Genomic DNA, 16,275 nt, shown 5'->3' on the forward strand with positions numbered 1-16,275 from the left:
CCGGCTCAACAAAGCTCATGGACAAGCACTACCTCACCCCCCTCTTCGCCCCGCGCTCGATCATCGCCTTCGTCGGCGACCCCGAGGCCCCGGACACCTGGACCGACCACGCCCGCACGGTGCACGCCGCGCTGACGGCCGAGCCCTTCAAGGGCGAGCTCAAGTTCGTGGACATCCGCGGCAGCGCGACGCTGGCGGACCTGGCGCAGGCGCGGGCCGACCTGGCCCTGATCGCCCTGCCGGGCCCGGACGTGGCGGCGGCGCTGGAGGTGGCCGGGCGCATGCGCTGCCGCGCGGCGATGGTGCTCACCGGGGGGCTGGACGCCGCGGAAGCCGCGGAGCTGCACCGCATCGCGCGGCGCGAGCGCATCCAGCTGCTGGGCCCCAACTGCCTGGGCTTCCTGCGACCGCACCACAAGCTCAACGCCAGCGCGCTGGGCATGCCGGCGCGCCCGGGCCCGCTGGCGCTGGTGTCGCAGTCGGGGTCGCTGACGGCCTCGATGCTGGACTGGGCCGACCGCAACGGCGTGGGCTTCTCCACCGTCGTCTCGCTGGGCCCGCACACCTCGCTGGGCATCGCCGACGTGCTGGACTTCCTGGCCAACGACGCGCAGACGCACTCCATCGTGGTGTACCTGGAGGGCATCTCGGACGCGCGCCGCTTCATGAGCGCGCTGCGCACCGCGGCCAACGCCAAGCCGGTGGTGGTGCTCAAGTCCGGGCGCAAGCTCGCGGGCAACCTGGCGGCGCAGACGCACAGCAGCTCCATCGTCGGCAGCGACGAGGTGTTCGACGCCGCGCTGCGCCGCGCCGGCGCGGTGCGGGTGCGCTCCTTTGTGGAGCTGTTCTCGGCCGCCAAGTGCCTGGCCTCGCGCTACCGCCCGGTGGGCAAGCGCCTGGCCATCGTCACCAATGGCGGCGGCCCCGGCGTGCTGGCGGCGGACTGGATCGGCGAGATCGGGCTGCTGCTGGGCCGCCTGTCCAACGCCAGCAAGTCGGCGCTGGCGCCGCAGCTGCTGCCGCACGCCTCGCTGTCGGACCTGATCGACCTGGGCGAGCACGCCAGCCCGGCGCATTTCCGTGCCGCGATCCAGGCCGCGGACAAGGACCGCGAGATCGACGGCGTGCTCGCCATCTTCTCGCCCAAGGCCGGCACCAATCCCGAGGACATCGCCAAGGCGCTGGTGGACATCAAGCGCCAGATGGCCAAGCCGCTGCTGGCCTGCTGGATGGGTGACGCCTCGGTGGGCCAGGCGCGCGAGCTGCTCGGCACGGTGGCCATCCCGAGCTTCCGCACGCCCGAGGCGGCGGTGGGGGCCTTCGGCAACATCGCCAGCTTCTATCAGAACCAGATGCTGCTGCAGCAGACGCCGGCGCCGCTGTCCTCGCTGGCCAAGCCTGACATCGAGGGCGCGCGGCTGGTGATCGAGAGCGTGCTGGCCGAGCGGCGCAAGGTGCTCACCGAGATGGAGAGCAAGACGCTGCTGTCGGCCTTCCACATCGGCGTGACCGAGACGGTGCTGGCCCGCAGCGCGCACGAGGCGATGATGATCGCCACGCAGATGGGCTTCCCGGTGGCGCTGAAGATCGACTCGCCGGACATCACGCACAAGTCGGACGTGCACGGCGTGGCGCTGGGCATCATGACCGCCACCGCGGCGCGCGACACCTACAACGACATGGTCGAGCGCGTGCGCCGCATGGAGCCCGACGCGCGCATCAACGGCGTGACGGTGCAGCGTATGGCGCGCGCGCGGCGCGGGCGCGAGATCCACGTCGGGCTGATGACGGACGAGCCCTTCGGCCGCGTGATCGTCTTCGGCGGCGGCGGCACGATGGTGGAGCTGATCAACGACCGGGCGATGGAGCTGCCCCCGCTCAACCGCTTCCTGGCGCGGCGGCTGATCGAGCGCTCGCGCGTGGCCGAGACGCTGGGCGAGTGGCACGGTGCCGAGGCGGTGGACTTCGACGCGCTGGAGCAGGTGCTGCTGCGGGTGTCGGAGATGGTGTGCGCCCTGCCGCAGCTGCGCGAGATGGACATCAACCCGATCATCGTGGACGCCAGCGGCGCGGTGGCGGTGGACGCGCGCATCGTGATCGACAACGCGCCCAGCCCGTCCACGGGCGGGCGCGGCGGCGACTACCCGCACCTCTGCATCTCGCCCTACCCGGCGCGCTACGAGCAGGTGTGGCCGCTGCGCGGCGGCGGCGAATACCTGGTGCGGCCGATCCGCCCGGACGACGCCCAGAAACTGCAGGACCTGGTGCACAGCGTCTCGGCCGAGAGCCGGTATTTCCGTTTCGTCTCGTCGATGACGGAATTGCCGCCCTCGATGCTGGCGCGGCTGACCATGATCGACTACGACCGCGAAATGGCGCTGGTGGCGGTGGTGAAGCAGCGCAACGCCAATACGGAAGGCGACATGGTGGAAACCGAGCGCGTGATCGGCGTGTCGCGCTACATCACGAACCCGGACCAGTCGAGCTGCGAGTTCTCGCTGCTGGTGGCGGACGATTTCGCTGGCAAGGGCATCGGCTCGCGCATGATGGAAAGCATCATGGAAGTCGCACGCGACAAGGGGCTGGCGGAAATCGACGGCCTGGTGCTCGCCAACAATCCCAACATGCTGAAACTCATGCGCAGCCTGGGATTCACCGTCAAGGCCTTTGACGAGGACCCGGATTTCAAGCTGGTGACGCACGTGTTGTGAGACGTGATGGGAGGATCGGCATAAAAGCCGATTCCTCGAATATTCACGACCCTTGAAGGCCTGGATGCGACTCCGCATCCAGGCTTTTTTGCGATTGATACGGATCTCAATTCCATGGCTTCCCCATAAGAAGCATCGACCTGCCTCTACTCGCCTGCCAATTTCGCCTGCCTTTTTCTCCTCGCACGGTCTCCCGAACAGATCCCAATCCAGACAAAAATTGCGTATGCCGCAAAAAAGGGCGCCAGAATGATCCCAAGCCCTGATGTTCCCAGGACGAAGGGAATCCATATCATCAATGCTGCCAATAGAGCAGCAACAAGCATGCAAGGCATACCCTCAAGTCCGGAACGCAGCCCAAAAAATCTGCCCAGCATGAATCCAATGACATAGGCTCCCGGCCCGATCTTTCCGACAAAGATGGCAAGCAAAAAGATGCTTCCAGCAAACACCTGAAAGCCTCGCTTGATATTGACTGGAGTTTTCACAAATTCCCCGCCATCAATGGAATATTCTATTTATGTTCAAACCGTTCGCCGCGTGCGTTTCGTTGCGAGCCAAGCACCTTCAGCAGCCCTTTGTGCCTGATCGGCACGTTGACGGTTTTCTTGAACCCAGCGAGCCAGCGCGGCAACGGTCGATGCACGGCCCGGGCTGTCCCTGTCACCGCCCCTTCACACGCCCCACTCAAAGTACCCACTCCAATTCATTCATCGAGAGGGAGCAGGAACATGAGAACGACCCGCAAAGCCGCCGCCCTGGCGCTGGCCCTGTGCGTTACCGCCCAGGTTGCCCTGGCCGGACCGCAGCCTGAAGTGGAAGGCCGCGAATACAAGCTGATGCTGGACCCGGCCCAGTTCAGCGGCAGCGGCAGCACGCTGCAGACCAAGGTCAGCAATTACTGGAACGCGCTCAGGGCCGTCATCCAGGCTGCGCCGCTGTCGCGCACGCCCTCGGGCAGCATGGCCTTCGACCAGCAGCGCACGGTGATGTTCTACGACGTGCCCAGCACCTGCGAGCTGAACAATTCGGGCTACATCCTGCGCGAGCGCGTCAACGCCGGCGGCACGCGCGAGCTGACCCTGAAATACCGCTCGGTGGACCGCTACGTTGCCGGCGCCAAGAACGTGGCGGGCAACCAGGCGGGCGCGGAAACCAAGTTCGAGGACGACATCACCGCGCCGTTCAAGGCCGTTTTCTCCCATTCGTCCAAGCAGGCCATTTCCGCCGGCAAGAACATCAATCTCGTGCAGGACATCATCGATCTGTACCCGGGATTCAGCGCCGAGGGTTTCTGGAACCAGCTTCCGCTGGCGAAGGTCGGCAACCTCACGGTGTACGAGAAAACCTACAAAGGCGGCCTGGTGGACCTGGGCAGCAAGAACGGCGAGTTCTCGTTGACGCTCTGGTACACGGCCTCGGCCTCCATCACGCCGACACTGGTGGAAGTTTCGTTCTCCTACGGTGACAGTGACGAGCAGTACACCGGCAAGGTGGCCGGCAATGCCAAGCTGCTGCTGGAGAAAATGTCGGCCATGCCGACTTGGCCGCAGCCCAATGGGGCCACCAAGACCGCCTGGGCCTATGCGTACCAGCCGGGGTTCTGCCAGTAAGAACCACGCGCAACCGGCTGTCGGGTCGTGGCTTCAGCGACCCAGCAGGCCCCTGAGCCACGCCCGCCAGCGGCCTGCCGGCGGTTTCTCGTTGTCTTCCTGGAGCTGAGCCTGGACCGGGACATGCTCGCCAGGCTCGTGGATTCCAGCAGCCCAGCCTTCCAGCCAATCCCGGGCGGGCGGGGAGCCCGCCGGGTAGGGACAACGGCTGTTCAGCGATTTTCCCGCTTCGAACCCTTCCTTCCAGAATTTGCTGTTGCCGTCATTGGAATCCATGTCGTCCAAGGCAGAAAAAACATGCATACCAAATGCCCAGCATTGAAATGGACGGAGAAAGCGGCACGAATTCCTCGCCCAGCCGTCGCAAGAGCGGCCTGGGCTGAAAATACACAAAGCCATGACGATTCGGCGGACGGCAAGGGCCAGCAACCCATTCGTGAAATGGAGCCGTTATTCCTCGGACGTTCTTTCAATGCTTATCGGCTTTCGGTAGCCGCATTGAAGGACCGAATCTTTTTTGTTTGTAACCACTTCCATCACTGCTGCAGCATCCGCGTCCTGCGTGTCGCGCAGCCCGCGCCTGGGCCGCCTTGAACCTTTGGGAGCCTTTGCTTCACACAATGGGAACCCCTGCACCGGCCTTGACCCACGTCCGTTGCCGACAATGCAGCTCTGTTACAAGCTGCATCCCACCCGCACCGTTCAAGCACCCGCCTCGACGCCATGGCACGACATCCACTCACCCGCACCCGGCCGCTTCTCGCCACGCTGGGCACGGCGGCGCTGCTCGCCGCCTGCGCCACCAGCACGTCACCTGGCGCCGTGGGCATCCAGCGCCAGCAACTGCTCATGGTCCCTGCCGCCACCGTCAACGCCGAGGCGGCCAAGGGCTTCAACCAGCTCTCCTCGGCGGCCAGCAGCAAGGGCAAGCTCAACAGCGATCCCGCCATCACCAAGCGCGTGCGCGACGTCGGCTTTCGGCTGATCAAGGAAGTGCCGGTATTCCGACCCGATGCGCAGAAGTGGGCCTGGGAGATCAACGTCTTCGACTCCGAGGAGGTCAACGCCTTCTGCGCGCCGGGCGGGAAGATCGGGGTCTACACCGGCATCGTGCGCAAGCTGGAACTCAGCGACGACGAGCTCGCCGCGGTGATGGGCCACGAGATCGCCCACGCATTGCGCGAGCACTCGCGCGAGCAGGTGTCGCAGCAGGCGCTCTCGGGCGCCGTGGTGCAGGGCATCGCGGCCTCCAGCCATTCCAGCGCCGCCGGCGCGCTGGCCGCAGCGGGGGCGCAGTTCTTCCTGCACCTGCCCTTCTCGCGCGACATGGAACTCGAAGCCGACGTGATGGGCCTGGAGCTCATGGCACGCGCCGGCTACGACCCGCGCCATGCCCCGGACGTCTGGCGCAAGATGCAGCGCCTGTCCGGCGGCAAGGAGCCGGTGCAGTTCTTCAGCACCCACCCCAACAGCGCCAGCCGCATCGCTGCGCTGGAGGCGGCGGTGCCCAAGGTGATGCCGCTGTACCAGGCGCGCGCCGCCGTCAACCCGGTGCGCTGAAGCCGCCCGGATCCCACCCATCCATCAACCAGCCAGGAGGAACCTGATGCTGAAACTCGTGGGCATGCTCGACTCGCCCTACGTCCGCCGCGTGGCGGTGTCGCTGCAGATGCTGGGGCTGCGCTTCGAGCACCTGCCGCTGTCGGTGTTCAGGCACATGGAGCAGTTCAGGCAGATCAACCCCGTGGTGCGCGTGCCCACGCTGGTGAGCGAGGACGGCATCGTGCTCGCCGACTCCACGTTGATCCTCGATTACGCCGAGCGCCTGGCGTGTCCGCGCAGCCTCATGCCCGCCGACCCGCTGGCCTACCAGCAGGCGCTGCACGTGCTGGGCCTGGCGCTGTCGGCCGCCGACAAGAGCGTGGCGCTGTTCTACGAGCGCAACCTGCGCCCAGCCGAGAAGCAGCACGCGCCCTGGGCCGGGCGCATCGAGGAGCAGGTGCGCTCGGCCTACGCCGCGCTGGACGCCGAGTTCGCGAAGCGCCCGCCCGCCATCGAGGGCGACACGCTGGCGCAGCCGGCGCTCAGCACCGCCGTGTTCTGGCACTTCACCCAGCGCGCCCTGCCGGGCCTGGTGGCGCCGGAGCAGCACCCCGCGCTGGCGGCACTGTCCGCGCACGCCGAAGCGCTGCCGGCGTTCCGGGCCGCGCCGCACGGGGAAGAGGCCTGCAGGCTGGACTGAAGCGGACCCGATTCATGCCTTCCACCATGCCCACCCCCATCCAGTACGCCGACCTCAGCGACGCCTTCGAATTCGCCAGCGCCACCGTTCCCTTCGGCCCCTTCGAACAGGCCGCCTTCATCGCGCTGGACAGCGGCAAGGTCGTGTACCGCTCCGAGGCCCACGACGACGTGCTGCCGCCGGACCTGGACGACCGCGGCCGCTACCTGCCCGTGCCGACCCGGCAGGACCTGAGCCTCGGCAGCCGCCTCGCATTCCTGTTCACCGAGCGCTTCCTGCCTCAGGACCACGAGACCGTGCACGACTACTTCACCGAGCACGGTGCCTACGCCCGCTTCAAGGAGCTGCTGCTGCTGCGCGGCCTGCTCGAAGCCTGGTACGACTTCGAGGCCAGCGAAACCAGGCAGGCCCTGCGCGCCTGGGCCGAGGAGCAGGGCCTGCAGGTGCGTTGAGGGCCGGGGCGACGTGCCGGCCGGCCCAGCCAGTCTCAGTACGCGCCCGCCACCACCATCGCCTCGCGCCCGTCCCAGACCAGCCGTGTCTGCAGGTCGCGGGTGGCCGCCAGCCGGTCGTTGACGAAGACGTTGGTCTTCAGCGCATAGACGCCTTGCGGGGCGCTCTGCGGCAGCGTGACTTCGAAGCTGTTCTCGAAGCGGCCGGCGGACGCGGCCGTGAAGAGCTTGCCGCCACTCTTGATGGGCTGGCCGTCCTGGCTGAAGACCACGATTTCCTCCCGTACCGAGCTCACCGGCTGCACGCTGCCGTTGACCAGCTCCAGCGTGGAATTCACCCGCACCGGCCGCCCGCGCTGCACCACCGGCGGCGACACCGCGGGCATGTAGGACACGAGCTGCGGCTGCTCGGGCAGGCGGCCGCGCGTGCGCTCGTACTCGCGGTCCACCTGCGTGGCGGGCTTGGTCTGGCGCGATTGGACGTTGACCGCCACGCACAGCAGCGCGCCGGCCGCGCCGCCGATCACCGCGCCTTTCGCGGCCGTCCTGCGGTCGCCCGTCATGGCCCCGATGAGCGCACCGACGGCGGCGCCGGCCACGGCCCCGGTACCGACGCTGCAGGGATCCTCATTCCCGCCCTGGCCCGGGCCGGGTCCGTCGGCGGGTGAGGCGCACCCCGCCAGCAGCGATGCGACGACGGCGCCGGTGAGCACCTGCTGAACGACTCGAAGGCTGGTCATGGAACGAGGCTCCTGATGCGAAAAGGCGTACGGAAAGCGCCGACGAGACAGCGGCCGGCCACGGCAAAGCTCAGCGGATGGTGGTTTCCTCGCGCAGCACCTGCAGCTCGCGCTCCTGGATGCGGCGCAGCAGGCTGCCCGCCTGGGCGTTGGACGGGTCGATGCGCAGTGCGCTGTCGACGTAGGTGCGTGCCGCATCGAAGCGGGACTGGGCCAGCGCCCGCTCGGCCTGGCGCAGGAAGTCCTGTACCAGCAACGGCGGGGTGGCGGGCGTGGAGCCGGGCGGCGGTTGCACGACCGGGCGGGGCGCGGGCGGCACCGGGGCTGGCGCCGGCCGCTGCGCGGCCAGGGCCGCTCGCACCTCTGCCCGCAGGGCCGGCAGCTCGGCGTGTTCGCGGTTCTGGCCCTGCAGCCGGTCGAGGCTTGCCTGCGCGCCGCGCGTGTCGCCCAGCACCAGCTGCTTGCGCACGCTGTCCGCGCTGCTGTCGGCCGCGCGTTGCGCCTGCTCCAGGCGCTGGCGCAGGACGGCGGCGCCGTCGGAGCGGGTGCAACGCGCATCCAGGCCGTCGAGCTGCTTGCGGGCGCTGAGCAGCCGCTGCGTGTCCAGCTGCGAAGCCACGCCCTGCAGCGCGCGCTCGCACGCGGCCTGCACCGCCAGCGCCTGGTCGGCCTGGCCCTGCAGCACGCGCGCCTTCGCGGCGTCATCGCCGCTGCAGGCTCCCAGCGCCAGCACGGCCTGGCGCCGTCCCCCGGCGGCGTCGCCCTGCGACAGTGCCCGTGCCGACGCGCTCAGCGCCTCCCGGCACGGCCCATGGTCCACGCCGCGGAACTGCCAGTAACCGGCCCAGCCCAGCCCGGCCAGCGCCAGCAGCACCCAGGGCGTGCGCCTGGTGCGACGGGCCTGTCGCACCGGCGCCGGCGGCGCCGTATCCGCTGTGGCCGCCTTGGTTGCCGTACCCGCCGGGGTGGCCGGTGCAGGCGCCGCGGACTCCGCAGCGGCCTTGGTGGCGTCGGCGGACGGTGCTGAAGCGGGAACCGGCGCGGGTGGCGGCGCCGGCACGCCCGCGGCCGGGGCCTGCGGCGTGCGAGGCGGTACCGAGGGCGGCACAGCCGCGGGCGGGCTCGTCCCCGTGTTCGGCGCATCGGGGACGGGGCCCGGCTGGCGCTCCGGCGCGTCCGGGCCGCGCCCGCTCGGCCGCGCCGTGGCGGTGGCGGCCACGCGGCCGTCCGCATCCGCGGTGGCCGCGCCGCAATAGGGGCAGAAGGCCACCGTGCTGAACAACCGCTCCGCGCACTGGGCGCAGGACTGCTCGGACTCGTTCCGGCGCACGGCGGCTCAGCTCAGCGGCGGGGGCATCGACGGCGGCTGCGTCGGGCCGCCGCTCGGCAGCAGGGCCGCAAGCTCCGGCAGCTGTGCCAGCTCCACCCAGGCCGGCAGCCCCTGGCGCCACACCTTGGTGCCCATGGCGGCCACCTGCCCGGCCTGCACCATCTGGATGACCTGCGCCGTGCCGAAGGGACCGTACTGCTGGCCGTTGACGCCCAGGAAGTACTGGTGCTGCGGCGCCAGCAGGGGCGGTGCGCCCGGCAGCGGCGGCGGCATCGCGCCGACCCCTACTCCCGGCCCGACGCCAGCCACGGACACCGTGGCGGCCGGCTGCACCAGCGCCGCCAGCATGCCGGGCTGCAGCATTTCCGGGCGCAGCACGTGCTTCAGGCGCGGCTCGCCGCCCGGATCGGGCGCGCGCACTTCCCACTCGAAGGCGTCGGCGTCGGAGTCGGGCACCGGCAGCGTCCATTCCTTCAGCCGGGCGTGCAGCGCATGCGCCAGGGGCTCGAACTCGCGTTCGGCCAGGCCCTTGCGGCGGGCGCGCTCGCGCAGATCGAGCTTCAGCTCGGCTGCGATCGCGCTGGCGAAGCCCTTGCGCACCTGCTCGACGCCGGTGGCGTCGGCCACGAGCCTGGGCGTGTAGACGGCGCTCTCGGTGTAGTCGCACAGCGTGGCCAGGGCGGCGATCTGCACAGCATCGGCCTCGGCCAGGTGCTCCTGCACGCGCGCGACGATGGCCTCCCGGTAGGCCGGCGGCAGTCCGTTCTGGCGGATCGCACGCTCGTTGCCGATGCGCCGCAGGTCGCCGCGCGCGACCGCGAACTGGTACTGCCCCGGCGGCACGATGCGCTGCGCCGAGCGCGTGAGCACGCCCAGCATCACGGCCAGCAGGAACTGCTTGAAGTCCTCCGCCAGCCGGCCGATCTCCTCGGTGCTCGGGGCGATGGGGTGGCTGAACTGCGTCACGTCGATGTGAGCATGCGTCGGGATGCGCTCGGCCTCCTTGCGGTAGCTCGCGCGCCAGCCTTCGAGCCCGCGCAGCACCGTCATCGGAAGGCCCGAGAGCTCGCAGTAGCACACGGCACGGCCGGGTTGGCCGGTCTCCACCACCGAGAGCTGCGCCGCCGTGATGCCCGCCACGGTCGGCATGCAGGTGTCAAGCTCGGCGCGGTACGCGCGCTCGAAGGCCTGGGCGTCGGCCACGCCCAGGAAGCACTTGTACTGGTCGGCGCGCACCGCGACGTCGCCGCCGAGGTTGGCATCGACCCACGGCATCGCGCACGCCAGCAGCCGGCGGAACAGGCCCTGGCGCCGGGCCGGGTCCATGCCGGCCAGCGCCTCGGCCAGCGGGTCGGCCGCGGCGCCCGGGCTGTGCTCCAGCCCGGCGCGCACCAGCTGGCGTTCGGCCATGCGCTGCACCTTGGACAGCAGCGCCTGCCGCCGGGCCGGGTCCTGCAGCAGCGGAAACAGCACCTGCGAGCCCCCCAGGTCCTTGAAGGCCTCGTCCGCCCACTGGCGCAGCTGCACCGCGCCGGGCAGGCGCACCTCGGGCTCGGCGGCCTCCACCGGGATCAGCGTGGCGTGCTCCTGCCCCAGGTCGCGCTGCAGGATGGTGTCGGCGCGGCGCAGCTGCGCCAGCATCGCCACCACCGCCTCGCGCCCGGCCTGCAGCTCGCCCATGAGGCCGCTCCAGACGGCGCGCCCCTGCGCGTCCACGCCGCCCTTGCGGCCCAGCCATTCCGACACCTCGCCCATGAGCAGCGCGGCCTCGTCGGCCGCCTTGGCGCGCAGGTGGAACCTCACGGCATTGGCCATCTCCTGGCGCAGGTGGTCCATCACGGCCACCGCCTGCTTCTCGCCGCCGCCGAAGAGCCGGCCCTGGGTCTGCTCCAGGTTGTTGAGCAGCCGCTCGAACTCGCGGCTGCGCACCGCCTCCTTGATCTCGCGGTAGCGCTCGGCGTTGGTGCGCAGCGCGGCGATGAGCCCGCTGCCCGGCGCTTCGAGCCGGTCCTTGACCTGTTCCACCAGCGACAGCACGTACTCCAGCCCGCCGTAGTCCTTGTTGTCGAGGTAGGCGTAGAGCTGGTCGCGCACAGCGGCCTGGATCTTGAGCAGCTGCTCGCGGCGGCGCCGCGCCACGCGGTCCTCGGTGGTGTCGGCGGTGGAGTCCTGGTCGCGCACCGCGTCGCGTTCGAGCTGCCGCGCTGCGTCGCGCACCTGCGCGGGCCACTCCTTGCGGTCGAAGCCGCTGCGGATCTCGTCCATGCGCTGGTTCACGCGCTGCTCCACGCCGGCGACCAGCGGGCCATGGCGGTCCTGCAGCAGCTCCTCGACCACGAAGTAGTCCATGAACTCGCCGCTGGAGCGCTTGAGCTCGATCTCGGGATCCGAGAACTGCGGGAAGGCGCCGAAGGGCATGGGCCGCAGCGCCAGGTAGGTCGCCATGAAGTCGTCGCGCTGCCGGTCCGTGGCGCGGTGCGCGAGGGCGTCGGCCGCGCCCACGCCGAAGAAGGCCTGCAGCATGCCCGCGGCCCAGCGGTGCGCCTGGTGCTCGCGCCGCGCCGCCTGCCGCGTGTCGAGCACCGCCTGGCCGAAGGCGGAGTAGCGCATCGAGAACGACAGCCGCATATCGCCGAAGCGGTTGTGCGGCAGCCGGGCGTCGTGGAGCTGGTTCTTGTGCTGCGCCTGGTTCACGCCCACCGAGCGCTTGCGCCGCGCGAAGTCGCCCGAGAGGAAGTCCTCGAACAGCGCGTCGGCCAGCATGAAGTGCACGTCCGACACGTGCTTGGTGTGCTGCCGCGCCAGGTTGCCGGTGTCCACCAGGTACACCTCGTTGTAGGGCTCGGGCGGCAGCTCGGGCTGGTCGTAGGGGTCCCAGCGCCCGACCTGGGCTCGGTTGCCGCGCATGGCCGATTCCAGCTCCATCAGCGCGGCATAGCTGTTGGCCTCGGTGCGGTCCTTGTTGGCGCCGGCGTAGCCGGTGGGCAGCAGCAGCATCAGCTCCACGTCGGCCGCCCCCACCTCCGCGCGCGCCAGCCAGCGCACCAGCCAGCCCATGTCGAGGAAGGCCCCCGAGCCCGTGCCGCCGGCCACCGAGGCGACCACCACGACGCGGAACTTGCTGCTCTCCATGTTGAGCCCCAGCCGCGCGAGCTGCCGCTCGTGCGACAGCCCGGCCTTGAGGTCCTTGAGCTTCAGGCGCACCTTGTCGCGCGTCTTGGCGTACTTGTCGAAGAAGTACAGCCGCGAGAGGCAGCGCACCTGGCCCGTGCCGCGCTCGGGATCGATGCCCAGCTCGCGCATCTTGCGCGGGGTCAGCGGCAGCCACTCCTTGACGTTGGGGTACTTCTCCAGCGCGTCGTCGTCGCGGCTGTACTTCTGGATGTCCAGCGGCTCGACCACCTTCTCGTCATCGCTGAAGCGCACCAGCTCGTACTGCAGGTCGTCGGCCTGCGCCCGGCCGTGCTCGATGACGGCGCCGGTGTCCAGGTCGAAATGCAGGAACTGCGCCACCGGAAACTCCGCCAGGCTTTCCACCCGCAGCCGCGCGCCGGCCGGGCCCCACAGCGCATTGAGGATGCGCCGGCGCAGCCGCAGCAGCACCTCCATGCCGGTGCCGCCCACGCCGATGAACAGCGTGGGCCGCACGTCGATGCTGGTGTCGGCACGGCGCCCGGTGCCGGGCGCGGTTTCGGTTTCGTTGCCACCGTCGTTCGTCGCCATGTGCATGCCTCCCTTTGCACGGCCCGGCTACCGGCGGCCGTTGAACACCATCAGCCCCAGCGACAGCAGCGCCACGGCGCCCAGCGGGACCAGGATCAGCGGCGTCATGAAGCGCGCGGCGTTCACCGCGCTGAGCACCACCGCCGTGCCGATGCTGGCCAGCGCCACGAACAGCCCCCAGCCCGCCGCATTGGCCTTCACCGGCGGCACGCGCCGCGCCACCAGCGCGTTGGCGTAGCCGTTCTTGGCGAAGAAGAAGCCGATGAAGAGCACCAGCAGGATCGCGCCGCCGACGAGCAGGTCGCGCGAGGTGGTGTCGGCCAGGGGCGGCAGCGGCATCGCCTCGCCGCCCGGCATCGCCGTCGTGGCCGTCCCGCTGGGCACCGAGGCCTCGCCGCCGGGCGGCGGCAGGCTGAAGCCACTGCTGCTGTTGGACAAGTCTCCCTGCGCCATCGCGATCTCCTTTTGCCTCTTTGCGTGCCCGGGATCGCGCAGGGACCCCGTTCAGCGGCCGGTGAAGGCCAGCGTGTGCCCCTGCGCCGTCGAAACCACCCGCGGCCGGCCCCAGCCGCGCCGCACTTCGCCCACCACCTGCCCCTCGGGGTCCCGCACCGACAGCCGGCTGAAGCGCTTGAGCACGACGGCGCGCTGCAGCCCGTCCACCGCCAGCTCGTAGCGCCGGCTGCGCGAGGCGGCCACCGCCGCGCCCGCCCCGCCCGCCACCAGCGCCAGCACGCCGCCCAGCAACGCCACCACCGGCGCCAGCGGGTACTGCACGCGCAACAGCAGCGGCACGCGTGCCCGCGACACGCGCGCGCTCTCGGGCGGGGTGAACGCCTCCGGTAGCGGATCGCCGGGAAACAGCGCCGCCATCTGCTCGGCAAAGGCCGGCGAAACCCCCAGCCGCTGCCCGGCCAGGCCGATCTCCACCGTCATCGGCAGCAGCACCTGCTTGCCCATGGCCGCCAGCGCCTGCGCCGACCAGGCCGAGGGCACCTGCGCCATGGGCAGCGCCAGCCGCACCTCGACCGGCTGGCGCGCGCCGGGCTGCAGCGCCTGCACCCGCGCCGGGGTCACCTGCACCGGCAGCTGCTGCCCGGCGGCGTCCAGCCGCGCGTGCACTTCGGCTTCGCGGATGGCGTAGGGATAGAACAGGTTCTGCAGCGAGGCCTGCAGCACCACTTCGGGCCGCAGATCGCCGGACTGCGCATCGAGCACGATGGTGCGCTGGTCGCTGCCCAGGCTTGCGCGCAGCTGGCGGGCGTTCGCCACCGCCTCGGGGACGATGCGCACGGCCTCCTGGTCCAGCGGCTTCAGGCGTGCCGGCGCTTGCGTCAGCACCCGGGACAGGGCGCCCTTGGCCAGGGTGTTCTCCAGGGCCTGCGAGGCGCTCTGGCCATAGGCCAGCGCATAGACCATCAGCCCGCGCGCGCTGTAGAGCCGGCCCTGCACCGGCATGCTCAGCGGGAACGCCAGCGTGCGGGTGATGGAGGGCTCCAGGTGCAGCAGCCGGTAGAAGTCGCGGTTGCGCTCGGCCGTGCGCGGGTCGTTGCCGGGGCTGTTGCGGTTGTTGGTGAAAATCCACAGCACCCCTGGCGCGGCGCCGAAGGGGCCGGTGATGGTCTTGGTGATGGCCTCCTGGAAGTCGGTGTCCGCCAGCGCCGGCCCGGCACCCTTGCGCGCCACCTGCAGCGCCCCCAGGTGGCGCGCCACCTCGCCCGCGCCCTGGGCCTTGGATAGCAGCCGCGGCGACTCGTTGGCCGCGCTGCTCTGGCTGAAGGCCAGGGTGTAGACCGTGTCCTGCGGCTCGACCGCCGCCTGCGCCACCGCTGCCACCAGCGCCTTGAAGGGCGAGGCCGGGTCGGCGTAGAAGGGCTCCATCCAGCCCGAGTTCTGGACCAGGAAGGCGTGCTGCATGGCCGCTGCCGGCACCGGCAGCGCCGCGGCGAGCACGACGATGGCGGCGACCTGGCAGCGCGGCGGGGTCACTGCGCCAGCCTCCAGCCGGGAATGGCGTCGAGTTCCGGGTGGCAGGCCCACAGGTGGCCGTCGTGCACGAACAGCCGCGTGCGCCAGGGCTCGGACACGCCCGACAGGTCGAGCAGGACCTGCTCGCCGTCCAGCGGGTCATCGAACAACAGCACGCAGGGCTTGCGCGCGGGGGGCTCGAACACGGCCCGCAGCCCGCGCAGCACGGGCACGCGCAAGCCCACCACGGCGCCGGTCTCGGCGCTCTCCAGCAAGGGCAGCATCACCCGGGGCTCGCGGCCGTCGTCGGCATGCAGGGGCTCCTCCCAAGGCAGGTCGCGGTCGCGCACCGCGGAGCGGAAGCTGGCGCGGCCCGAGCACGAGCGTGGCGAGGACAGCTCCTGGCGCTCGGCGTGGTCCTCTCCGAGCTGGAGGTAGAGAAACTGCCCCTCGGCCCGCTCGTCCTCGCACAGCTGCCACACCTTGCCGGTGGGGGCCAGGTACGGGCAGCCGAAGTCGAACACCGGGTTCAGCCCCTCGGGCCAGGACATGAAGTCGGCCTCGAAAGCGTCGTCGCGGCGGCGCAGCCGCAACTGGCCCGCGGCGCAGGGCCACACCGCCCACTGCGCCGTGGACACCGGCGCCTGCAGCGGCCCGGCCACCGCAGCGCGGGGGCCGCCGGCCAGCGGCAGCTGCACCAGCGTGTTGTGAGCGTCGAGGCCCGCGAGCTGCACACCGCCGTCTGTACCGCGCAGCGGCAGCCACACTTGGCGGCCGAACTGGATCGGACTGCCCAGGGCCGGCGCCTCGCCCACGTCTTCCAGGTCGAAGCGCAGTGCCGGCACATCGGGCAGCAGCCGCACGAGGCCGGCCTGCGTGGGCAGCAGCAGCCGGCAGCCCTTGCGGCCCTGCGCGACTTCGCAGCGCCAGGACGCGCGCGGCAATCCCGAAAGCGCAGGCAGCCGGTCCTGCGGATGCGCCAGCGGTTCCCAGCGTCGGCTGTGCGGCAGGTACGCCAGGGGCACGCCCTGGTCGGGGTCCAGCGCCAGCAGCACGGGCGCCGCGGTGGCCGCACGCAGCGAGAAAAACTCGTAGTGCCCGGGCGGGACTTGCGCCAGCCGCGCATCCGCCGGCGCCGGTTCCTCACGCACGGCCCGCGGGGCCGCCAGCCGCAGCGGCTGCACGCACCGCAGCAGGCCGCGGGCGTGGACCGGCGCGGTCGCCGCCACGGGCGGCACGCCAAAGGGCGCGATCCACGGCTTGGCCTCGGCAGGTCTCTCCAGCGCCCGCCCGTCCACCGGGCTGAAGAGGAATTCGGGCGGGTACAGCGGCCCGTCGGCCGGGGCTTGGAACAGCGCGCGCAGGTCCGCGGCCGGCAACCCCTCGGACGGCTCGTGCCCCAGCGCCGTGGCCAGCAGCCTGTAGCCGGCGCGAGCCGCGCTGCCGGCGCGCCAGGTGCCGGAAGCCAAGGGCCAGGTTCCGTCCGTCGCGCCGCG

At 70.7% G+C, this 16,275-nt stretch carries 13 protein-coding genes; 6 read left to right on the top strand and 7 right to left on the bottom strand.

From position 1 onward, the window contains the following. The first annotated feature begins 17 nt into the window (after positions 1-17). On the top strand, positions 18-2,711 hold the full coding sequence (locus H537_RS0130290) for a bifunctional acetate--CoA ligase family protein/GNAT family N-acetyltransferase (protein ID WP_029000878.1): 2,694 nt from the start codon (positions 18-20) through the stop codon (positions 2,709-2,711). 146 nt (positions 2,712-2,857) lie between these two features. On the opposite strand, the gene H537_RS53545 is transcribed toward H537_RS0130290, so the two are convergent. Continuing rightward, positions 2,858-3,199, bottom strand: coding sequence for a hypothetical protein (locus H537_RS53545; RefSeq protein ID WP_156902010.1), 342 nt, complete (start codon positions 3,197-3,199; stop codon positions 2,858-2,860). Positions 3,200-3,442: 243 nt separating this feature from the next. On the opposite strand from H537_RS53545, the gene H537_RS0130295 reads away from it, so the two are divergent. From H537_RS0130295 to H537_RS0130310, 5 genes are all read left to right on the top strand, one after another. Further along, positions 3,443-4,324: a hypothetical protein gene (locus tag H537_RS0130295; RefSeq protein ID WP_051243643.1), complete on the top strand. Its 882-nt coding sequence runs from the start codon at positions 3,443-3,445 to the stop codon at positions 4,322-4,324. Positions 4,325-4,447: 123 nt separating this feature from the next. Then, positions 4,448-4,918: a hypothetical protein gene (locus H537_RS53550; protein WP_156902011.1), complete on the top strand. Its 471-nt coding sequence runs from the start codon at positions 4,448-4,450 to the stop codon at positions 4,916-4,918. A 129-nt stretch (positions 4,919-5,047) separates the two neighbouring features. Beyond that, a complete protein-coding gene (locus H537_RS0130300; RefSeq protein WP_043460624.1) occupies positions 5,048-5,884 on the top strand; it encodes a M48 family metallopeptidase in 837 nt (278 codons plus the stop codon). A 46-nt stretch (positions 5,885-5,930) separates the two neighbouring features. After that, the gene (locus H537_RS0130305; protein ID WP_310733036.1) at positions 5,931-6,566 is read left to right on the top strand and encodes a glutathione S-transferase family protein; all 636 of its coding nucleotides are present in this window, start codon (positions 5,931-5,933) and stop codon (positions 6,564-6,566) included. A gap of 14 nt (positions 6,567-6,580) precedes the next feature. Continuing rightward, positions 6,581-7,018 carry a hypothetical protein gene (locus H537_RS0130310; protein WP_029000882.1) on the top strand — a complete coding sequence of 146 codons (438 nt, stop codon included), beginning with the start codon at positions 6,581-6,583 and terminating at the stop codon, positions 7,016-7,018. Between the two features lie 35 nt (positions 7,019-7,053). Here the strand turns inward: H537_RS0130310 and H537_RS46355 are convergent, their stop codons facing one another. From H537_RS46355 to H537_RS0130340, 6 genes are all read right to left on the bottom strand, one after another. Next, positions 7,054-7,758 (bottom strand): YMGG-like glycine zipper-containing protein, encoded by a 705-nt coding sequence (locus H537_RS46355; RefSeq protein WP_029000883.1) that lies wholly within the window; start codon positions 7,756-7,758, stop codon positions 7,054-7,056. Positions 7,759-7,828: 70 nt separating this feature from the next. Continuing rightward, the gene (locus H537_RS0130320; protein ID WP_156902012.1) at positions 7,829-9,088 is read right to left on the bottom strand and encodes a hypothetical protein; all 1,260 of its coding nucleotides are present in this window, start codon (positions 9,086-9,088) and stop codon (positions 7,829-7,831) included. A 6-nt stretch (positions 9,089-9,094) separates the two neighbouring features. After that, on the bottom strand, positions 9,095-12,811 hold the full coding sequence (locus H537_RS0130325) for a tubulin-like doman-containing protein (RefSeq protein ID WP_029000885.1): 3,717 nt from the start codon (positions 12,809-12,811) through the stop codon (positions 9,095-9,097). Between the two features lie 27 nt (positions 12,812-12,838). Beyond that, positions 12,839-13,264: a hypothetical protein gene (locus H537_RS0130330; RefSeq protein ID WP_029000886.1), complete on the bottom strand. Its 426-nt coding sequence runs from the start codon at positions 13,262-13,264 to the stop codon at positions 12,839-12,841. Between the two features lie 51 nt (positions 13,265-13,315). Then, entirely contained in the window at positions 13,316-14,800 is a 1,485-nt protein-coding gene (locus H537_RS0130335) for a hypothetical protein (RefSeq protein ID WP_029000887.1), read from the bottom strand. Then, complete coding sequence (locus H537_RS0130340; RefSeq protein WP_156902013.1) at positions 14,797-16,248, bottom strand: hypothetical protein; 1,452 nt, start codon at positions 16,246-16,248, stop codon at positions 14,797-14,799. Before H537_RS0130340 ends, H537_RS0130335 begins: the two co-directional genes overlap by 4 nt. Between the last annotated feature and the right edge of the window lie 27 nt (positions 16,249-16,275).

Source organism: Azohydromonas australica DSM 1124, assembly GCF_000430725.1.
GTDB classification, from domain to species: Bacteria; Pseudomonadota; Gammaproteobacteria; order Burkholderiales; family Burkholderiaceae_C; genus Azohydromonas; species Azohydromonas australica.